Origin of the sequence: Shewanella sp. SM71 (assembly GCF_025653905.1) — a bacterium.
Lineage (GTDB): Bacteria > Pseudomonadota > Gammaproteobacteria > Enterobacterales > Shewanellaceae > Shewanella > Shewanella oncorhynchi.
Map to the genome: position 1 here is coordinate 210143 of NZ_JAKKRW010000004.1, position 19638 is coordinate 229780.

Annotated in this window: 20 protein-coding genes and 2 tRNA genes; 14 read left to right on the forward strand and 8 right to left on the reverse strand. The window is 42.9% G+C overall.

The genetic code is table 11. The features are described from left to right. The first annotated feature begins 433 nt into the window (after positions 1 to 433). The 4 genes from L5L97_RS05820 (at position 434) to L5L97_RS05835 (ending at position 2990) form a co-directional block, all read left to right on the forward strand. A complete protein-coding gene (locus L5L97_RS05820) occupies positions 434 to 892 on the forward strand; it encodes a hypothetical protein (protein WP_263161209.1) in 459 nt (152 codons plus the stop codon). A gap of 184 nt (positions 893 to 1076) precedes the next feature. Further along, positions 1077 to 1706 carry a DsbA family protein gene (locus tag L5L97_RS05825; protein WP_263161206.1) on the forward strand — a complete coding sequence of 210 codons (630 nt, stop codon included), beginning with the start codon at positions 1077 to 1079 and terminating at the stop codon, positions 1704 to 1706. Between the two features lie 803 nt (positions 1707 to 2509). After that, complete coding sequence (locus tag L5L97_RS05830) at positions 2510 to 2695, forward strand: CsbD family protein (protein WP_131524760.1); 186 nt, start codon at positions 2510 to 2512, stop codon at positions 2693 to 2695. A gap of 142 nt (positions 2696 to 2837) precedes the next feature. Then, a complete protein-coding gene (locus tag L5L97_RS05835) occupies positions 2838 to 2990 on the forward strand; it encodes a DUF3309 family protein (protein ID WP_301553935.1) in 153 nt (50 codons plus the stop codon). 426 nt (positions 2991 to 3416) lie between these two features. Here L5L97_RS05835 and L5L97_RS05840 read toward each other — a convergent pair whose 3' ends face one another. The 4 genes from L5L97_RS05840 to L5L97_RS05855 all read right to left on the reverse strand — a co-directional run bounded on the left by L5L97_RS05840 (position 3417) and on the right by L5L97_RS05855 (position 5929). Further along, on the reverse strand, positions 3417 to 3719 hold the full coding sequence (locus L5L97_RS05840; RefSeq protein WP_219234161.1) for an encapsulin-associated ferritin-like protein: 303 nt from the start codon (positions 3717 to 3719) through the stop codon (positions 3417 to 3419). 389 nt (positions 3720 to 4108) lie between these two features. Next, positions 4109 to 4185: transfer RNA gene (locus L5L97_RS05845), tRNA-Val, on the reverse strand. Between the two features lie 37 nt (positions 4186 to 4222). After that, a tRNA-Val gene (locus L5L97_RS05850) sits at positions 4223 to 4299 on the reverse strand. A gap of 250 nt (positions 4300 to 4549) precedes the next feature. Continuing rightward, complete coding sequence (locus L5L97_RS05855) at positions 4550 to 5929, reverse strand: MATE family efflux transporter (RefSeq protein ID WP_028759932.1); 1380 nt, start codon at positions 5927 to 5929, stop codon at positions 4550 to 4552. 33 nt (positions 5930 to 5962) lie between these two features. On the opposite strand from L5L97_RS05855, the gene L5L97_RS05860 reads away from it, so the two are divergent. Further along, positions 5963 to 6586 (forward strand): riboflavin synthase, encoded by a 624-nt coding sequence (locus L5L97_RS05860; RefSeq protein WP_028759933.1) that lies wholly within the window; start codon positions 5963 to 5965, stop codon positions 6584 to 6586. A gap of 34 nt (positions 6587 to 6620) precedes the next feature. Here L5L97_RS05860 and L5L97_RS05865 read toward each other — a convergent pair whose 3' ends face one another. Both L5L97_RS05865 and L5L97_RS05870 read right to left on the reverse strand, forming a co-directional pair. Then, positions 6621 to 6821, reverse strand: a complete 201-nt coding sequence (locus L5L97_RS05865; protein WP_263181411.1) for a CPXCG motif-containing cysteine-rich protein — start codon at positions 6819 to 6821, stop codon at positions 6621 to 6623. Positions 6822 to 7105: 284 nt separating this feature from the next. Next, positions 7106 to 7339 (reverse strand): hypothetical protein, encoded by a 234-nt coding sequence (locus L5L97_RS05870; RefSeq protein WP_263181412.1) that lies wholly within the window; start codon positions 7337 to 7339, stop codon positions 7106 to 7108. Between the two features lie 291 nt (positions 7340 to 7630). On the opposite strand from L5L97_RS05870, the gene thrS reads away from it, so the two are divergent. The 4 genes from thrS to rplT all read left to right on the forward strand — a co-directional run bounded on the left by thrS (position 7631) and on the right by rplT (position 10757). Continuing rightward, a complete protein-coding gene (thrS, locus tag L5L97_RS05875; RefSeq protein WP_263181413.1) occupies positions 7631 to 9559 on the forward strand; it encodes a threonine--tRNA ligase in 1929 nt (642 codons plus the stop codon). A 3-nt stretch (positions 9560 to 9562) separates the two neighbouring features. Continuing rightward, the gene (gene infC / locus L5L97_RS05880; RefSeq protein WP_012089240.1) at positions 9563 to 10105 is read left to right on the forward strand and encodes a translation initiation factor IF-3; all 543 of its coding nucleotides are present in this window, start codon (positions 9563 to 9565) and stop codon (positions 10103 to 10105) included. Positions 10106 to 10189: 84 nt separating this feature from the next. Beyond that, the gene (gene rpmI / locus L5L97_RS05885) at positions 10190 to 10384 is read left to right on the forward strand and encodes a 50S ribosomal protein L35 (protein WP_006081653.1); all 195 of its coding nucleotides are present in this window, start codon (positions 10190 to 10192) and stop codon (positions 10382 to 10384) included. Positions 10385 to 10400: 16 nt separating this feature from the next. Next, positions 10401 to 10757, forward strand: a complete 357-nt coding sequence (gene rplT / locus L5L97_RS05890; RefSeq protein WP_006081652.1) for a 50S ribosomal protein L20 — start codon at positions 10401 to 10403, stop codon at positions 10755 to 10757. Between the two features lie 266 nt (positions 10758 to 11023). Here the strand turns inward: rplT and trxB are convergent, their stop codons facing one another. Together trxB and ald are read right to left on the reverse strand one after the other, a co-directional pair. Further along, on the reverse strand, positions 11024 to 11977 hold the full coding sequence (trxB, locus tag L5L97_RS05895) for a thioredoxin-disulfide reductase (protein WP_007647644.1): 954 nt from the start codon (positions 11975 to 11977) through the stop codon (positions 11024 to 11026). A 347-nt stretch (positions 11978 to 12324) separates the two neighbouring features. After that, on the reverse strand, positions 12325 to 13440 hold the full coding sequence (ald, locus tag L5L97_RS05900; protein ID WP_028759938.1) for an alanine dehydrogenase: 1116 nt from the start codon (positions 13438 to 13440) through the stop codon (positions 12325 to 12327). Positions 13441 to 13619: 179 nt separating this feature from the next. Here ald and lrp point away from each other — a divergent pair, with 179 nt between their 5' ends. The 5 genes from lrp (at position 13620) to crcB (ending at position 19626) form a co-directional block, all read left to right on the forward strand. Further along, on the forward strand, positions 13620 to 14126 hold the full coding sequence (gene lrp / locus L5L97_RS05905; RefSeq protein WP_006081649.1) for a leucine-responsive transcriptional regulator Lrp: 507 nt from the start codon (positions 13620 to 13622) through the stop codon (positions 14124 to 14126). Between the two features lie 342 nt (positions 14127 to 14468). Beyond that, a complete protein-coding gene (locus L5L97_RS05910; RefSeq protein ID WP_263143195.1) occupies positions 14469 to 17237 on the forward strand; it encodes a DNA translocase FtsK in 2769 nt (922 codons plus the stop codon). Between the two features lie 55 nt (positions 17238 to 17292). Further along, the gene (gene lolA / locus L5L97_RS05915; RefSeq protein ID WP_131525571.1) at positions 17293 to 17919 is read left to right on the forward strand and encodes an outer membrane lipoprotein chaperone LolA; all 627 of its coding nucleotides are present in this window, start codon (positions 17293 to 17295) and stop codon (positions 17917 to 17919) included. 8 nt (positions 17920 to 17927) lie between these two features. Then, positions 17928 to 19259, forward strand: coding sequence for a replication-associated recombination protein A (locus L5L97_RS05920; RefSeq protein ID WP_198573993.1), 1332 nt, complete (start codon positions 17928 to 17930; stop codon positions 19257 to 19259). Beyond that, positions 19252 to 19626 carry a fluoride efflux transporter CrcB gene (gene crcB, locus L5L97_RS05925; protein ID WP_028759942.1) on the forward strand — a complete coding sequence of 125 codons (375 nt, stop codon included), beginning with the start codon at positions 19252 to 19254 and terminating at the stop codon, positions 19624 to 19626. The genes L5L97_RS05920 and crcB overlap by 8 nt, the downstream gene beginning before the upstream one ends. Positions 19627 to 19638 lie beyond the last annotated feature (12 nt).

Consider the following 19638-nt stretch of genomic DNA (forward strand, 5'->3'; position numbering starts at 1 on the left):
TAGTTATGGAATGGCAACGTATTGTGTTGGTAGTTTACCCTTTTTCTTGTGCGCATTGTATTGTCAACAATCAGTGCGGCAACGAACAGAGTCAATAGAAAAATATAGGTATACTCATGCCATTAGCCTTATTACAAGGTTGTGGCTTATCGCCAGCTTTTTAAGCTAAAGACCAGGTGTTATATAGATTAAGCCGTTGTTGGACCTATAAAGTATTTTATGTTGATGACAAGTTGTCAATAATTCATATCATTAATAATAGACATCAGCGTTTGACTATTTAGTTAATAATCATTTCAAAACTGCACTTTTAATGAGACATAATGTCATAGTAAATATGGGCTTGTTTAGTAAGTTTACTTTCATCAATGCATAGAAAAGTGATTCACTTTTCACAGTAAAGACCAAGGACTCCCGTTTTGAGGAGAATAATATGCAAATAGAAACGCTTTATGATGTTATGCAATGGACTAGAAATATACACCAACGGCTGCATGCATTTGCGGCACATTGCGCACTTACAAATGATAGCGAAAGAAGCGGATTACTGTTGGAGTATATTTCAGCCCACGAGCAAAAAATGGCACTGGTTATCAGGCAGTTCGAAGATAATGGCAATAGCAATGCACTTAACACTTATTGTCGGCATTATTATGAAAAAACCGCTATTCCTTTTAACACCATAGGTGAACATCCGTTTAAGAGGATGGATACGGATGAAATAGCGATGGCCACACTTGAGTATCATAAAAATATTGTAGGGCTGTTTGAATATCTACAAAACTGCAGTTCTGCACCTTCCGTAACAGAATTTCTTAGCAATATACTGTCCCTTGAAGAAGCTGAAAAGCGATTACTGGCACGTAATATGAAACAAATTGATGACTTCTAGTATGTCTGCTAAAAATCACATCCTTGTACCTATTGCTCAGTGTAGCTTCGGTATTTATTCTGTAGTTTAGATATTGAAACCTTGACTTCATGTGGGTAACAAGTAGATCTGCCATCACAATAATTATTGATTAGCCTTGAAACTAGAGTGAATGACTTAAACTGCCACCTTATTAAGGATTAACATGAATCAACCCCTGATCATTGATTACTATTCTGATATTCTTTGTGTGTGGGCTTGGGTTGCACAACAACGTATTGATGAGTTAAATCAAAAGTTAGAAAATAAAATTTATTTTAAATATCATTATCTTGATGTATTTGGTGATGTTCAAACAAAAATTGAGACGCAATGGAAACAGAAAGGTCAATATAATGGTTTTGCAGAGCATGTACATAAATCTGCATCTATCCGTGATGACGTTCCCACAAACTCAAAAATATGGACAGAAGTCAGACCGACAACGTCGGCCAATGCTCATTTAGTGCTTAAAGCCATTGAACTTATCTATGACAAAAACACCAGTATCAATATGGCATTGAAATTTCGGAGTGCATTTTTTATCGACGCATTGGATATTGGTAAGCTTGAAATACTTTATGATCTGGTTGATTTCTATGGGCTGGAACAGAAAAAAATCACCTCAAGCGTTCATGATGGTTCTGCTATAGCCGCATTAATGAGCAACTACCAAAAGTCAGCACAACAAAACCTACAAGGCAGTCCAAGCTATATTATCGACGAAGGTAGACAAATATTTTATGGTAACGTAGGTTATCGTGTTCTTCTTGCGAATATAGAAGCATTATTGTAAAAATCAGCAGTCGAGGCTAGTTGGTGCTAAAAACCTTAGACTACCAACTGTGGTTCTCTAAGTTCTACAAGATGCTATGAACACCTCTAGACCATTTTAACGTTTTTAGAGTTATACCTCTTAGTTCCTTCTTAGTTTAGCCACTGAATACTCATATTCATATTTTTAATGGCATCTATGACATACGCAAATGTAGCTATATTAGGTATCAGATGATGTTTTAAGTTAAATTATGTATTAAAATATTTATAATGTGTACGCTATCGCACAGACACACTTTTAGATAAATTATAAATTGGATACAGAGTTTAGATTGATATGCCTTTAATGGGTAAGCTTTATCTTAATAAGATATTTTATGTTATTTATATTGATGTTGTGGCTCATCATTATGATGTCGTTTAGTTGGAAAATCACTAGGTAATTAAATAATGGAATTCAGTCATGGTTAATACTAGATTTCAGTAAATAAAATGATCGCCACAATTTATACTTAAGATAAAATTCAAGATTGCTACAAAATATTTTCCTATTTAAACCAATGTCATATTGTAGCATTAATACCTAAGTTGACACGGTATGATTGATGTGGAGCCAGTCACACAATTTTATGAAAACACCGCGGAATTAATTTTAGCCTAATTTCTATGTCGCTTTACTGATATTTTACCAACTAAGATTTTTACTAAAAATATTTAGATGTTTACTAAACGCTATTTACTAAAAATGAACAATGACTCATAGCTGATTGTTAGCGATCATTATTATTTAGATGTTATATCAACAACAAAAGGAAATTGACCATGAACAAAGACCAGATAGAAGGTTCAATAAAAGACGCAGCAGGCAAAGTGCAGCAAAAAATTGGTGAGATCGTTGGCAACCCGAAACAGCAGATGAAAGGGGTTCAGAAACAGATAAAAGGTAAAACTCAAAAAGCAATTGGTAATGTAAAAGAAGCTGCTAAGGATGCCGACAAACACAGTTGATGTCAGCGGCTTTTACAATTAAGTAAGCACCTTAAGCATAAAGTTTGGCAGCTTAATGTGGGTATTTAAAAGGATCTTAGTCATATTGATTAAGATTTCTAGTTCGAGTTATATCCATAATGTCTAGGAGACTCTCATGAGTATAGGAACAATATTATTAGTGGTTTTGATTCTGATGCTGATCGGTGTGGCTCCGACTTGGCCACACAGTAAGAGCTGGGGGTACGGCCCGAGCGGTGGATTAGGTTTGGTAGTATTGATCCTCGTTATACTCCTTCTACTCGGTAAAATTTGAGTGATAAAGCCTAAGTCATGTATGACCTCAATATTGAGTCGTCATTTCTAATTGCCGTAGGTAGCTAAAAATAGTGAGTGATGTTTTTAGTCGTTCAAAAATGGCTGACATCGCTCGTTTTTCTTGCACGGCAGTGCTCGCCATACTGAGATTGAAAGGTCCTGTACGCCTAAGATTTACACGCGAGATATGGTTTACACGCAAGATATTTCGTTAAGGTAGCATTAGGTGAAGTCCTTCACGCTAAAAATGAAAGTCACTAAGTCCGAAGCATTACAGTTTGCACGCTAGTATTCAGCAAGGTTGTATGAGATGAGCTAAATGGTGCAATAACACATACAGAGGTTTGTATTATAAGAACGGCAGCTTAGTGACTAAAGGCGTTTGCTCACGAAAATGGCTTACTCAAACAGCCAGATTGAATACTTATTTGTGAACAATAGCTGTGTGAGCAACAGGCGTATCTGTAAAAAGGTAATGTTTTAGCTGTTTATCAAAGCTCGGATCTTGTCTCCTTATCCATTCTTGTAGCATTGCAGCATGTTCTTTTTCTTCGTCTCGATTATGTATAAGTATCTCTCTCAACTCATTATTTTTGCACGCATCAACTCTTTGGTTATACCAGTCTATTGCTTCAAGCTCTTCCATCAGTGATGTAAGTGCACGGTGCATGTCCTTGGTTTTATCGGTGAGTTCAGTAATGGGTTCATGATAACCTTCATTCGACATTGGGATTTCCTCGCTAAATGCAGATAGGATCGCTCACTATTGAGCGGTGATGATAATTGCAGATGATTGTCTGAACGCTATTTTCAACGAACAGACTTTGAATGCATTATTTTGCGACCTTAACCGTCGAGTGTCTGTTCGATGCCGTACTTAGTCAAAAATTTTTAGGCAGCTCGTTTAAAAGGATTGGAGAGGGCGCAGAAATACCACTGCGAATATTTGATTTAGCACTGGATATTACTTTGGATTTTGAACTTTGAGATATTTGGGAATGAATTTTAAATCAAAAGATAAAGGCAGTGAAAACCATAAACACCTGCTTTAAAAGGCAGATTAATTGTATTTAGCTTGATAAGCAGAGGGGGATTAATGATATACATAATAAGAAATGGTACACCCGAGTGGACTCGAACCACCGACCCCTACCATGTCAAGGTAGTGCTCTAACCAACTGAGCTACGGGTGCACTGTTTGAATTTCAAATTTAGACTCTTTGAAGAGAGTGGTACACCCGAGTGGACTCGAACCACCGACCCCTACCATGTCAAGGTAGTGCTCTAACCAACTGAGCTACGGGTGCATCGCAAAATTTAACAAGCTATTCAAAAGCGTTGCGCCTTGGAACGAGCGCTATATTAGGGGCATAGCGCAGGGCTGGCAAGCAAAAAAAACAAATTTGTCGTCAAATGGTGAATTGCTGTGCAACTTGCCCAGAGTTTCAACAACGCCGCTGATAAAATCGCAATTTCTTATTCGCTTTACTTCAGAGAATGCATCGAAATCAAACTGATAAACCAAAAGGCGAGCACTGTCGCTCGCCATTAATGCAATCAATGGTGAACACTGTCACCTTCAATAAGGCTCAAATGCACGCCATGCTTTTGGATGTAACGCAGACGAATGAAAAATAACAGCGCTGCTGAGGTCAAGCCCGCAATCAATCCTGCCCAGAATCCATGGGCGCCCATCGCGGGAACGATATGGTCCGTATAAGCTAAGGTATAACCGAGTGACATACCAATCCCCCAGTAGGAAAACAGCGTGATATAAAAGGCGCTGCGTGTATCTTTATAACCGCGAAGAGCACCCGCTGCGACCACTTGAACTGAATCAGATAATTGATACAGGGCTGCCATCAACATCAAGCTGCCGGCTAAGGCAACCACTTCAGGATCACCATTATAAAGTTTCGCAATTTGGAATCTAAATAAGACGGTCAAAACCGCTGTCGTTAGAGCAAGGGATAGTGCCAGCCATAAGCCCACTTTAGTGACCACCGCGGAAATATCAGCGCGATCACGGCCTAAGTAATAACCAATCCGAATCGATACCGCGATACCGATAGATAACGGCAGCATAAATACGATGGCAGAAAAGTTGAGCGCAATCTGGTGACTTGCGACCACTGTTGCGCCAAGTGGCGCGAGTAATAGCGCTATGATGGCAAATAAACTCACTTCAAAAAACAGCGCCATTGCTATCGGCATGCCGAGTTTGGTCATTTTCTTCATCGTTTCAAAATCTGGGCGATGAAATTTACTGAAGGGAGCTAAAGCCGCGAATTTTTTATGCAACTGCATGTAAATGGTCATGGCAACTAGCATGGCCCAGAATACGAGAGCAGTGGCGATACCACAGCCTGCGCCGCCCATGGCCGGTACGCCAAAGTGTCCATAAATAAAAATATAGTTAGCGGGGATATTTACGGCTAGACCGACAAAACCAATGACCATGGTCGGTAAGGTATAGGATATACCTTCACTGCAGCCACGTAGCACTTGATAAAGCACAAATGCGGGTGCGCCCCATAAAATACCGTCGAGATATCCTATGGTTAAGCGGTATAATTCGGGTTCTAAATCCATATGGCTAAGCACAAAGGGCGCAGATGCGAGGAAAACCATCACGCCAATGCCGCCAATGATGGCAAGATAGGCACCTTGAAAGGCCAAAGGTTGGATGGCTTTTTGATTATTCGCTCCATTGTAGTGGGCAAACAAAGGCGTAAAAGCCATCAGTAAACCTTGGACGAAAAGAATAGCGGGTAACCAAAGGCTAGTGCCGACCGCAACAGCGGCCATATCAACCGCGCTAACACGGCCCGCCATAACGGTATCAATAAAGCCCATCATGGTCTGAGTGACCTGAGCTATCAGTACCGGCAGCGCCAGTTGGATTAAACGTTTGGCTTGATAGCCTGAATGATTCATAAATACAGCCTTTAACGATTAAGCGAGCAGAAAATGTTTACAGGTATAGTTCAAGCCACCTGCGAGGTGGTTGCAATACATAAGAAAGATGGCCTAAATACCCTTGAGGTAGCGTTCGAACCTGATTTGCATGAGGGACTTGCGATAGGTGCAAGTGTGGCAAATAACGGGGTATGTCTTACTGTGACTCAGGTCGTTGATGATAGGGTATTTTTCGACGTAGTGGAAGAGACCTTGCGACTGACGAATCTGGCTAATTTGTCTATAGGTCAAAGCGTTAATGTTGAGCGTTCGTTAACTTTTGGTAGTGAAATTGGTGGGCACATTCTCTCTGGCCATATCCATACTAAGGCCAAAGTCATCGATATTAGCCATACAGAACAGCATTATGATCTGACACTTGGCATTGAGCCTAAATGGATGGATTACATTTTTTATAAAGGTTTTGTTGGCGTTAATGGCTGTAGTTTAACGGTTGGCGAGGTGAGTGACTCCGGTTTTAAGTTGCACTTAATTCCTGAAACCCTAAAACTGACCAATTTAAGTCAGTATAAAGTGGGTGATGAACTCAATATTGAGATCGACAGCCAAACACAAATTATCGTCGACACAGTCGAGCGCGTGCTGGCCAGACGTTTTAACGAACAAGCCCGTTAGTTTCGTGACATCGCAGCGGGTAGTGCAATCTCGTTTAATAGATTTGCTCGTCGTCTGAATCGATATACAGCTCAACCGTTCGTCTCGATTCATCGATGTGTAAGCGTAAGTGAATCGGATTACAACAAATTCGGCAGTCATCGTAATAATCTTGGTCTCCACAGCTGGCATCGATACTGATATCTTGATGGTGCCCGCAGTGGGGACAAGCAATAACTTTGTTTATGACTCTCATGGTGCAACTCCTTATCGCCAATAGAGCGAATCGCTCTGCTCAATCAACGCATCTCACACTTCATACGCTTATTTTGTACGCTTATTTTGTACGCTTATATTGTCTGCGCTTTGTCGATATTCGAAATCTGAGTGCGCTTTATGTGCTTCCTAGCTTTATGTGCTTCCTATTTGAGTATACAGCAGAGTGCAGTGCACTGACTTAGATGAAGTCGGTCTCAAAACGCAGCATGATAGACCTTCTGGTTAAATATTTTCTTGTTGGATCATTATCTCTTCTAAAAACTAGTCCTTTACCGTCACTAACCCCTCAATTTCACTGCTGTGTAACACGCCATCGCGGGCATTTTGGGTAATATCCAGCGTTAAACGCTGCATCTGTTGCTCAAGTTCACTTTTAATATCAACGAGTAACACTTGAGTATCAATCAAAGATTTGCTTGTGATTTTCACCTGCGGCTCAGGTAAAGCGGTTGCTGTGTGCGTGAGTGTTACAGCCAGTAGAATGCAGTTCAACATATCAACTCCCTTGTCATGTTTTCAGTGATGCCCAATAAACTGGCGCTAGAATAGGGGAGTTAGATGACCAAGAAGTTACCAAGACACTGCAAAATCATGAATTTGCTTTTTGTTTCTAATCCCAATTCTGGTCAATATGCTTGCGCCTTTTAGCTACAATCCCTTAGAATAAACGCCCTGCTACGCAAGGCGGCTAAGACTCCTGTACTGTCTTAACCTAGCGAGCATTTCTCTTACATTAACTAAAACCAAGTGGCCCTACGTGTGGGTCACCACTGGAAAGGACATTTCATGCCTGTAATTACACTTCCCGATGGTAGCAAACGCGAGTTTGCTCATGCTGTATCGACCCTCGATGTTGCCGCCGATATTGGCCCTGGTTTAGCGAAAGCTTGTATCGCTGGCCGCGTTAATGGCGAATTAAAAGATGCTTGCGATCTCATTGAAACCGATGCTGAGCTATCAATCATTACCGCTAAAGACGAAGAAGGTGTTGAAATTCTTCGCCATTCTTGCGCGCATTTATTAGGTCACGCGATTAAGCAAATGTGGCCAGAAACCAAGATGGCGATTGGTCCTGTTATCGATAACGGCTTCTACTATGATATCGACCTTGAGCACAAGCTGACTCAAGATGACATCGACGCATTAGAAAAGCGCATGCTTCAACTGGCAAAAACCAACTATGACGTAGTAAAACGTGTCGTTAGCTGGCAAGAAGCCCGTGATACATTCGCTGCGCGCGGTGAAGATTATAAGATTGCCATTCTGGATGAGAACATCAGCAAAGACGCGACGCCTGCGCTGTATCATCACGAAGAATACACTGACATGTGTCGTGGACCGCACGTACCTAACATGCGTTTCTGCCAGCATTTTAAATTAATGAGCATTGCCGGCGCTTATTGGCGTGGCAACTCAGAAAACAAGATGTTGCAACGTATCTATGGTACCGCTTGGGCCGACAAAAAAGCCTTGAGCACACACTTAACCCGTCTTGAAGAAGCGGCTAAGCGTGACCACCGTAAAATCGGTAAGCAGCTCGACTTGTATCACATGCAAGAAGAAGCACCGGGTATGGTGTTTTGGCATAACGACGGTTGGAGCATCTTCCTCGAATTAGAAAGATTCATTCGCCGTAAGCTAAACCAATACACTTACCAAGAAGTGAAAGGCCCATTAATGATGGACCGCGTGTTGTGGGAACGTTCTGGTCACTGGGATAAATACTCAGAAGCCATGTTCACGACCAGCAGCGAAAACCGCGAATACGCCATCAAGCCAATGAACTGCCCTGGCCACGTGCAGATCTTCAACCAAGGGTTGAAATCTTATCGCGATCTGCCATTGCGTATGGCGGAATTTGGTTGCTGTCACCGTAATGAACCTTCAGGCTCGTTACACGGATTAATGCGCGTACGTGGCTTTACGCAAGACGACGCCCATATTTTCTGTACTGACAGCCAAGTTCAAGAGGAAGTGAGTGCTTGTATCCAGATGGTTTACGATACTTACGCGACCTTCGGCTTTGACAATATCGTGGTAAAACTCTCGACTCGCCCAGAAAAACGTATCGGTGACGATGCCATGTGGGATAGAGCGGAAGAAGCACTTAAGCAAGCTCTGCGTGCCAATAATATTGAATTCACTATTTTGCCAGGCGAAGGTGCGTTCTACGGACCAAAAATCGAATTTACTTTACACGATTGTTTGGACCGAGCGTGGCAATGTGGTACCGTGCAGCTCGATTATGCGTTGCCAAGCCGTCTTGGTGCAACTTACGTTGCCGAAGATAACAGCCGTCAGACCCCAGTGATGATCCATCGTGCTATTTTAGGCTCTTTGGAACGATTCTTGGGTATCTTGATAGAAGAATATGCAGGACGTTTCCCAACTTGGTTAGCCCCAATGCAAGTTGTCGTGATGAATATCACCGATAAACAGGCTGATTATGTTGAAGAAGTCGTAAAATTCTTCAAAGAACAAGGTATTCGAGCGTCTTTTGACTTGAGGAATGAGAAAATAGGCTTTAAAATACGCGAGCACACCTTAAGGCGTGTCCCTTATTTGTTGGTCGTTGGCGATCAAGAAATGGAAAATAAGGAAGTAGCGGTGCGTACCCGTGATGGTATCGATTTAGGTAAGATGCGACTTGAAGATTTCGCCACTAAAATCCATCAACAGATTTCGCTCCGTAGTCTCAAATTGTTGGAGGAATAGGTCATAAAGATCAAAAAAACAGCAGGGCGTCAGCCGGCCCCTAATAGAATCAATGAAGAAATCACAGGTGTACCAGAAGTACGCTTAACAGGCATTGATGGTGAAGCTATTGGTGTGGTAAGCATCAGAGATGCTCAGAATTTGGCAGATGAAGCAGGTGTAGACCTAGTAGAAATCAGCCCAAATGCTGAACCTCCAGTATGTCGCATTATGGACTACGGTAAGTTCCTTTTTGATAAGGCTAAGTCAGCCAAGGAACAAAAGAAGAAGCAAAAGCAGGTCCAGGTCAAGGAAATTAAATTCCGTCCTGGAACTGACGAAAACGACTATCAGGTAAAACTACGCAACCTGATACGTTTTCTGGAAGACGGGGACAAAGCGAAGATTACGCTTCGTTTCCGAGGTCGCGAAATGGCACACCAAAACCTGGGTATGGATCTATTGAACCGTATCAAGGCTGATTTGGACGAGTATGCGGTTGTTGAATCTTTCCCGAAAATGGAAGGCCGACAAGCAATTATGGTGCTAGCGCCTAAAAAGAAATAAGTAGGGCAAAACTTAAAGTAGCAAAGGTCTATGGCCTTTGCTCGCCTTGCTTTTTATTAAACATCCCAATGCGGAGTTTTAGAAATGCCTAAAATGAAAACAGACAAGGGTGTAGCGAAGCGTTTTAAGAAAACCGCTAATGGTTTCAAGCGCAAGCAAGCACACTTACGTCACATTTTGACGAAAAAAAGCACTAAACGTAAACGTCACTTACGTGCCAAATGTTTAGTATCAAAAGCTGACGTTCCAGCAATCGCGCGTCAATTACCTTACGCTTAATTTAGGAGATTAGAAAATGCCAAGAGTTAAGCGTGGTGTAACCGCTCGTGCTCGTCACAAGAAAGTTTTAAAACTAGCTAAAGGTTATTATGGCGCTCGTAGCCGTACTTACCGTGTTGCTGTTCAAGCAGTAACTAAAGCTGGTCAATATGCTTACCGTGACCGTCGTCAGAAAAAACGTCAATTCCGTCAACTTTGGATTGCACGTATTAATGCTGCCGCTCGTCAAAATGGTCTTTCTTACAGCCGTTTCATCAACGGTCTGAAAAAGGCGTCTATCGAAATCGATCGTAAGATTTTGGCTGACATCGCTGTATTCGACAAAGTTGTATTTGCAACTTTAGTTGAAAAAGCAAAAGAAGCGTTAAACTAAGAAATTAGTTTGTTGCTGTAGAGAAGGGACCATTTGGTCCCTTTTTTTGTGCGTCATTTTTGGCTCAACGAAATGATTTTACTTACCTAAGAACTTATATAAGTACTATCTAAGTAGTGCGGAATTAAGAATCGCAAAGGAAAGAAATGTGCGTGCGTGAACAATATTAATTGGCACAGCCTGCAAAAAATTTTGCTATTGCTTAACGATTTTGACCTAAAAAAATAGCAGGCTTAGCCTGCTATTCGTTGAAAAATCGAGTCTAGTTACTTTTTAGCATCTAAATAACGCTCTGCATCGAGTGCGGCCATACAGCCTGTGCCGGCAGAAGTAATGGCTTGACGATAATGTTGGTCCATCACATCACCACAGGCATAAACACCTTCGATACTGGTTTGCGTGGCGTTACCTTGCAAGCCACTCTGAACTTTTAAATAACCGTGGTTCATTTCCAACTGGCCTTCAAAAATACCGGTATTAGGGCTGTGACCAATAGCGACGAACACGCCAGCAACGGCTAAGTCAGTGATCGAGCCATCTTTAGTGCTCTTCATCTTCAGACCCGTCACACCCATGGCATCACCAACCACTTCATCCATGGTTTGATCTAAGTGAAGAATGATGTTGCCATTAGCGACTTTATCCATCAGACGGTCGATCAAGATTTTTTCTGAACGGAAGGTGTCACGGCGATGGATGAGGTGAACTTCAGCAGCAATATTGCTTAAATACAATGCTTCTTCAACGGCGGTGTTGCCGCCACCGATCACTGCGACTTTTTGATTGCGATAGAAAAAGCCATCACAGGTTGCACAGGCTGATACACCGCGACCTTTGAAAGCTTCTTCTGACTCTAACCCTAAGTAACGGGCAGAAGCGCCTGTTGCGATGATCAGCGCATCACAGGTGTACTCGCCGTTATCGCCTTTCAAACGGAAAGGGCGCTCGGTAAGGGTCACTTCGTTGATATGATCGAACAAGATTTCAGTATCGAACTTTTCAGCATGCTTCTGCATACGTTCCATCAAGGCTGGACCTGTTAAGTCGTCCGCGTCACCTGGCCAGTTTTCAACTTCAGTCGTCGTGGTTAATTGACCGCCTTGCTGCATACCTGTGATCATCACAGGTTTTAAATTCGCACGCGCAGCATAAACTGCTGCGGTATATCCTGCTGGGCCTGAACCCAAAATCAATAAGTTACAATGTCTGACCTGGCTCATTTTTATCTCCGTGCCTTTAGCAAATTGCAAGGATTGTAGGGAATTTACCTGTGGGGGTAAAGTGTTGGAGGGCGATTCTTTTAGATTGCACTAATCGAGTCCATCCGTTTTGGTATGGAGAGTGTCAGTTTTACTTTACTGTGAGAACATAAATAGCTTAAGTGTGAACCACGAAATGAAGCACGGGATGAGCATGTATAAATATGATGGTGTGATCGTAGTGGAGCGTATTTCTACCCAATTTCTACCCAATAAAAAATCGGCCTCAATTGTATCGAGACCGATTTGAATTACATACTAAGTAAAGCTAGCTCAAATTCACATAAAAAGTTAAGTTAATTAAAAGCTTATACTAATAGTGTCGCAGGAGATGTGAACGCTAAGTTTAGGGCGTGAGCCACTTCCTTACACACCACTTTACCGTGCATGACGTTTAAGCCATTAAGAAAATGCTTGTCTTGCAACAGCGCTTCTTTATAGCCTAAATTTGCTAACTTGAGAATGTACGGTAAGGTTGCATTGTTAAGCGCAAATGTTGAAGTACGAGCGACCGCACCAGGCATATTTGCAACACAGTAATGCACAACATCATCAACGATATAGGTAGGATCTTGGTGAGTAGTGGCATGTGAAGTTTCAACACAACCGCCTTGATCAATTGCTACGTCAACGATAGCGCTGCCAGGCTTCATACGTGAAATCATGCTACGAGTAACCAATTTGGGCGCCGCAGCACCTGGAATTAGTACACCACCGATCACAAGATCGGCTTCAATAACATGACGTTCAATTGCATCCGCAGTTGAGTAAATGGCTTTTACAGCAGAACCGAATTGCACATTTAAACGACGTAGAGCATCAATACTGCGATCAAGCACAACAACATCAGCACCCATACCAACTGCCACTTGTGCTGCATTAGTACCAACCATACCGCCGCCAATAATGACGACTTTAGCAGGCTCAACCCCCGGTACGCCGCCCAATAACATACCGCGGCCACCAGAAGATTTCTCTAATGCCATAGCCCCAGCTTGGATTGACATACGACCAGCGACTTCAGACATAGGAGCAAGCAAAGGCAGGCCACCACGATCGTCTGTCACAGTTTCGTAAGCGATACATACGGCACCACTTTTGATTAAATCTTCAGTTTGCGGTAAATCTGGAGCAAGATGCAGATAAGTAAATAAAATCTGATCGTGACGCAACATAGCGCGTTCAACTGCTTGAGGCTCTTTTACTTTTACAATCATCTGCGCTTTAGCAAAAACTTCAGCAGCAGTCGCTAAAATTGTGGCGCCAGCATCAATATAATCTTGATCTGAAAAACCAATACCTATGCCTGCATTTGTTTCAACAAAAACGTCGTGACCTTTGATCGCCAACTCGCGAACACTAGAAGGAACCATACCGACACGATATTCGTGGTTTTTAATTTCCTTGGGAACACCAATAATCATCTTTGAGCCTCAATTGCCTGAAATCCCACTTTTAATGGGCATAATTGTTATTTTATCGTGACCTGAACGTGATTAATTCAGGGATATCTAGTATAGTATCGGCGACGCAGTTTATGCTGCTGAACTTTCGGCATACGTAGAATAAAATGTTGTTTTAGTGATAAAGCAAGGTTAAATAAATGGCATATAATAAAAAGAGTCCTGTAAAAGACTTGGATCGCATCGATCGCAACATTCTTAATGAACTACAACTTGATGGCCGCATTTCAAATGTGGAATTGTCAAAAAGAGTCGGACTAAGTCCAACTCCGTGTTTAGAAAGAGTAAAACGTCTCGAAAAGCAAGGTTACATCAATGGCTATACCGCATTGGTGAATCCTCATTTCTTGGGTGCATCCCTACTGGTATTCGTGGAAATCACATTAAGCCGTGATACTCCCGAAGTGTTTGATAAGTTTAACCGTGCAGTGCAACTACTAGATGATATTCAAGAATGTCATCTGGTTTCAGGCGATTTTGACTACTTACTGAAAACTCGTGTTTCAGATATGTCGGCTTATCGTCGCTTGTTAGGTGAAACTTTATTGAAATTACCTTCTGTTTCCGACACGCGTACTTATGTTGTGATGGAAGAAGTTAAGCACACCAGTCGTGTAGCGATAAATCATCTACTCTCAGATATCTAAATTACCCTGATTGTTTGGTTTTACAATAAGGGGCTTAGGCCCCTTATTTATCAGTAACGTCGATATATCCATCTCATTTAACGCTTATTGCTATTAGCCTTGTATTGCCCTTAAGTTTGCTAACTTAGGGGCTTCTTTTTGTGGCATTTTTAAACAAATTTGTTAACGGAAGTGTTTGTGTAATAACTCATTCCTCCCTAAAAGCACACTAAAACACCTCAATAGACTAAATTTTGCCAATCATGACCAATTCTGTATAGAAAAACAGGCTAATGTGCTCCACATTTAGTGGGATTCTGGTATCGTTAGCCCACCTGTTTTCACTTTTATGGATTACGTCGTTTGTCTCAAGGAAATAGTGTACGCACGCTCACTGGCCTGCAACGTCTGCTGGAAGGCGGACTCATCATTTGTTGTGTTCTCGCCACTTATATTTTGCTCGCATTGACGAGTTTTAGTCCGTCTGATCCTGGTTGGAGTCAGTCGCATTTTCAAGGCGATATTAAAAACTGGACCGGGGCAGTAGGGGCTTGGATTGCCGATATTCTGTTATATTTCTTCGGCGTTACGGCTTATATCATGCCAATCATTGTCGCATCGACAGGTTGGTTATTGTTCAAACGTGCCCATCATTTACTTGAAATTGATTACTTTTCTGTGGCCCTGAGATTGATTGGATTTTTACTGATCATTCTAGGATTTTCTGCTTTGGCGAGTATGAATGCCAACAACATCTACGAGTTTTCGGCAGGCGGAGTGGCGGGTGATGTCATAGGCCAAGCCATGTTGCCGTATTTTAATAAACTCGGCACTACCTTATTACTGCTGTGTTTCTTGGGCTCAGGCTTTACGCTGTTGACTGGGATTAGCTGGCTGACTGTGGTCGAGAAAATCGGCTTAGTCTCTATTTGGATTTATAAAAAGTTAAAATTATTGCCGCAAGCGATGAAGCGTGAGCATGAAACCGAGGATACCCGTGGTTTTATGTCCGTGGTGGATAAGTTTAAACAGCGCCGTGAATCCCAATATGTGCTAGAAAAGCCCCCCATAGTTGAAAAGCCTAAGGTGCGTGAGCGTCATATTGGTCGTAGAGCTGAGATAACCCCAACGCTATATGCTGCCACTGATGATATGGTCATTGAACCAGAAGGTATTATTACTGAAACTGAGAATAATTCGTCGCCAAAAAACAAACTATCGGCGCTTGCAAAAATTCTGAGCTTGAATGGCAGTAAAAGTAAGAGTGCACAACGGGTTGAGCCACAAATCGATAATGATGATTTGGCCGCCCATGGCAATTTTGAAGCGCCACCTTGGTTAGCTGAGCCTCAACATTCAAATGCCAATGAGCAAGACAGTGCCGATTTTAATTCGCATTCATTCGATCATGATGACAATGAGCCAGTGTTTAGCAGTCAAGCATTTACAGAAGATGAGGATGATGATGAAAGTCTAGGTTTTAGCGATGATGACGTCATTGATTTTGATACTAAAGTGTCAACAGGTGCAGTGAATCAAGCGCAGCGTAATAAGCAAGATCAAAAAGCTAAAATTGTCGATGGCATTGTGGTATTGCCAGGACAAGAAGATAAACCCGCACCGAAAAAACCGATGGATCCTCTGCCGAGTATTAACTTGCTCGACATACCTGACCGTAAGAAGAATCCGATCAGCCCAGAGGAATTGGATCAAGTCGCCCGCCTTGTTGAGCTTAAACTGGCCGATTTCAACATCATCGCCAATGTAGTGGGTGTGTATCCAGGTCCTGTGATCACACGCTTTGAATTAGAATTAGCGCCGGGCGTTAAAGCGTCAAAAATCTCTAATCTATCAAAGGATTTAGCTCGTTCATTACTGGCTGAAAGTGTGCGCGTGGTTGAAGTTATTCCGGGTAAGGCTTATGTCGGACTCGAATTGCCCAATAAATTCCGCGAAACCGTGTTTATGCGCGATGTGTTAGATTGTGCCGCCTTTACTGAGAGTAAATCCAACTTAACTATGGTGTTAGGCCAAGATATTGCTGGTGACCCCGTTGTTGTTGATCTTGGTAAAATGCCACATTTATTGGTAGCCGGTACTACAGGCTCTGGTAAGTCTGTGGGTGTAAACGTGATGATCACCAGCTTACTGTATAAGTCTGGCCCAGAAGATGTACGCTTTATCATGATCGACCCCAAAATGTTGGAATTGTCTGTCTATGAAGGTATTCCGCATTTGCTATGTGAAGTCGTGACCGACATGAAAGAAGCTGCCAATGCGCTGCGTTGGTGTGTCGGCGAGATGGAACGTCGCTACAAGCTGATGTCTATGATGGGCGTGCGTAACATCAAGGGCTATAACGCTAAAATTGCCGAAGCGAAAGCCAATGGCGAAGTGATTTTAGATCCTATGTGGAAGTCATCCGACAGCATGGAGCCTGAAGCGCCTGCGTTAGATAAGCTGCCATCGATTGTTGTCGTGGTCGATGAATTTGCTGACATGATGATGATTGTTGGTAAAAAAGTTGAAGAGTTGATTGCCCGTATTGCCCAAAAAGCGCGTGCTGCAGGGATACATTTGATCTTGGCAACCCAAAGACCGTCAGTGGATGTGATCACAGGTTTGATTAAGGCCAACATTCCCACACGTATGGCGTTCCAAGTGTCATCTCGTATCGATTCGCGCACCATTTTAGATCAACAGGGTGCCGAAACCTTGCTTGGTATGGGTGACATGTTATTTTTGCCACCGGGTACCGCGGTACCGAATCGTGTTCATGGTGCGTTCGTTGATGATCATGAAGTTCACCGTGTCGTTGCCGACTGGTGCGCCCGTGGCAAACCGCAATATATCGAAGAAATCCTCAACGGTGCCAGTGATGGTGAACAAGTATTATTGCCTGGTGAAACCGCTGAATCAGACGAAGAATATGATCCGTTATACGATGAAGCAGTCGCCTTTGTGACTGAAACTCGTCGCGGCTCGATTTCAAGCGTACAGCGTAAATTTAAGATTGGTTATAACCGTGCAGCCCGCATTATTGAACAGATGGAAGCACAAGGTATTGTTTCTGCTCAAGGCCACAACGGTAACCGTGAAGTCTTAGCGCCGCCAGCACCAAAACATTATTAAGCCGCGCTAAGGCGTAGCTTTGATACACCCAAGGGTTTACAGGGTAAGGAATAAAATGAAAAAACGATTATGCGCTGTGTTGTTAGCTTCACCTTTGCTATTTAGCGCGGCTGTGTTTGCCGATGATGCGCAGCAGCTCAGGGAAAAATTGATTGGTACCGCTTCACTAAAAGCCGATTTCAAACAAACCGTAACAGATGTCAATAAAAAGGTTATTCAAACGGGGTCTGGCATTTTTGCCTTAGCGTATCCGAATCAATTTTATTGGCATTTAACCCAGCCCGATGAATCGCAGATTGTCGCTGATGGTAAAGATTTGTGGATCTACAATCCTTTCGCCGAGGAGGTGGTCATCATGGATTTTGCTGAAGCAATCAATGCATCTCCCATCGCATTGCTCGTCCACCGCGACGATGCGACTTGGTCACAGTATTCAGTGTCCAAGAAACAAGATTGCTATGAGATCAAACCTAAGGCGATTGATTCGGGCATATTGTCCGTCAATGTGTGTTTCAAAAATACCCAGTTAGTCAACTTTAATGTTGCCGATGATAAAGGTAATTTAAGCCTGTTTGATTTAAGCAATCAGCAAGCCATCACAAATAAAGACAAAGCCTTGTTCACCTTTGTGATCCCAGACAGCGTCGATGTTGATGATCAACGTCGTAAAGCAGCGCATTAGGCTATCGCGTGAGCAGTTTATCGTTTAATTTTGCACCCGATTTTCGTCCCTTGGCCGCACGCATGCGGCCAAGAACGATTGGCGAGTACATAGGTCAAGCCCATTTACTGGGTGAGGGCCAACCACTACGCAAAGCATTGGAAGCTGGGCGCGCCCATTCCATGATGTTGTGGGGACCGCCGGGCACAGGTAAAACAACCTTAGCTGAATTAATCGCACATTATTCAAATGCTCACGTTGAGCGCATTTCCGCGGTCACCTCTGGCGTTAAGGACATTCGCGCCGCGATTGAGCAAGCAAAAGCCGTTGCAGAATCCCGTGGCCAACGTACTCTATTGTTTGTCGATGAAGTCCACCGATTTAATAAGAGTCAGCAGGATGCCTTTCTGCCATTTATTGAAGATGGCACAGTGATCTTTATCGGCGCGACCACAGAAAATCCGTCTTTTGAAATCAATAATGCCTTACTCTCGCGGGCAAGGGTCTATCTTATCAAGCGCTTAAGCCATGATGAAATCGCCCATATAGTGACTCAAGCCTTAAACGATAACGAGCGCGGTTTAGGCCTACGACAATTTGTAATGCCAACCGATGTGCTCACCACATTGGCACAACTTTGTGATGGTGATGCCCGTAAAGCGTTAAATCTTATTGAGTTGATGAGTGATATGCTCATCGACGGTGGCACCTTTACCACTGAAATGTTAATTCAAGTGGCGGGGCACCAAGTTGCTGGTTTTGATAAGAACGGTGATCAGTTTTACGATTTAATCTCGGCTGTACATAAATCCATTCGCGGATCAGCACCTGATGCCGCGTTGTATTGGTTTTGTCGAATATTAGAAGGCGGTGGCGATCCGCTTTACGTGGCAAGGCGCTTACTGGCGATTGCCTCTGAAGATGTGGGCAATGCCGATCCTGCGGCGATGACAATCGCACTAAATGCCTGGGATTGTTTTCACCGTGTTGGCCCCGCCGAAGGTGAGAGAGCAATAGCACAAGCCATTGTTTATCTTGCCAGTGCGCCTAAGAGCAACGCTGTGTATACCGCATTTAAGGCGGCGCGTGCGTTAGCTCGCGAAACAGGGCAAGTCGAAGTGCCGCACCATTTACGCAATGCACCGACTCAGTTAATGAAAGACATCGGCATGGGAGCTGGGTATCGATATGCCCACGATGAAGCCAATGCCTATGCCAGTGGTGAAAATTATTTCCCCGAATCCCTGCAAACAGCACAGTTTTATTTTCCGACTGAGCGAGGGTTTGAGAAGCGGATCAAAGATAAATTGGCGCAATTAGCCCAGTTAGATCAAGCCAGTGAGAACAAAAGATATGACTAACATCTTATTAGTGGCTTTCGGCGGGTCAATTGGAGCAGTTTTACGCTATCTTATTTCAATATTCATGATCCAAGTATTTGGCAGCAGTTTTCCTTTTGGTACACTGTTGGTTAATGTTATAGGTTCATTTTTTATGGGCGTAATTTACGCTCTGGGGCAAATGAGTCATATCAGCCCTGAACTCAAAGCGCTTATAGGTATCGGTCTATTAGGTGCTTTGACAACGTTTTCGACTTTCTCTAATGAAACCTTGTTGCTGATGCAAGAAGGGGATTGGCTGAAGGCGATTTTGAATGTGGTGTTGAATCTAAGTCTATGTTTATTCATGGTGTACTTAGGTCAACAACTGGTTTTTTCTCGCATTTAACTATTAAGAATA

What these genes read in the sequence shown, in the direction of transcription:
- L5L97_RS05840 (WP_219234161.1), bottom strand. Translation starts at nt 3,719, where the DNA reads ATGTCGAATGAAGGTTATCATGAACCCATTACTGAACTCACCGATAAA.
- L5L97_RS05830 (WP_131524760.1), top strand. Translation starts at nt 2,510, where the DNA reads ATGAACAAAGACCAGATAGAAGGTTCAATAAAAGACGCAGCAGGCAAA.
- L5L97_RS05870 (WP_263181412.1), bottom strand. Translation starts at nt 7,339, where the DNA reads ATGTTGAACTGCATTCTACTGGCTGTAACACTCACGCACACAGCAACC.
- crcB (WP_028759942.1), top strand. Translation starts at nt 19,252, where the DNA reads ATGACTAACATCTTATTAGTGGCTTTCGGCGGGTCAATTGGAGCAGTT.
- rpmI (WP_006081653.1), top strand. Translation starts at nt 10,190, where the DNA reads ATGCCTAAAATGAAAACAGACAAGGGTGTAGCGAAGCGTTTTAAGAAA.
- L5L97_RS05865 (WP_263181411.1), bottom strand. Translation starts at nt 6,821, where the DNA reads ATGAGAGTCATAAACAAAGTTATTGCTTGTCCCCACTGCGGGCACCAT.
- L5L97_RS05825 (WP_263161206.1), top strand. Translation starts at nt 1,077, where the DNA reads ATGAATCAACCCCTGATCATTGATTACTATTCTGATATTCTTTGTGTG.
- L5L97_RS05855 (WP_028759932.1), bottom strand. Translation starts at nt 5,929, where the DNA reads ATGAATCATTCAGGCTATCAAGCCAAACGTTTAATCCAACTGGCGCTG.
- lrp (WP_006081649.1), top strand. Translation starts at nt 13,620, where the DNA reads ATGGCATATAATAAAAAGAGTCCTGTAAAAGACTTGGATCGCATCGAT.
- ald (WP_028759938.1), bottom strand. Translation starts at nt 13,440, where the DNA reads ATGATTATTGGTGTTCCCAAGGAAATTAAAAACCACGAATATCGTGTC.
- lolA (WP_131525571.1), top strand. Translation starts at nt 17,293, where the DNA reads ATGAAAAAACGATTATGCGCTGTGTTGTTAGCTTCACCTTTGCTATTT.
- trxB (WP_007647644.1), bottom strand. Translation starts at nt 11,977, where the DNA reads ATGAGCCAGGTCAGACATTGTAACTTATTGATTTTGGGTTCAGGCCCA.
- L5L97_RS05860 (WP_028759933.1), top strand. Translation starts at nt 5,963, where the DNA reads ATGTTTACAGGTATAGTTCAAGCCACCTGCGAGGTGGTTGCAATACAT.
- thrS (WP_263181413.1), top strand. Translation starts at nt 7,631, where the DNA reads ATGCCTGTAATTACACTTCCCGATGGTAGCAAACGCGAGTTTGCTCAT.
- rplT (WP_006081652.1), top strand. Translation starts at nt 10,401, where the DNA reads ATGCCAAGAGTTAAGCGTGGTGTAACCGCTCGTGCTCGTCACAAGAAA.
- L5L97_RS05820 (WP_263161209.1), top strand. Translation starts at nt 434, where the DNA reads ATGCAAATAGAAACGCTTTATGATGTTATGCAATGGACTAGAAATATA.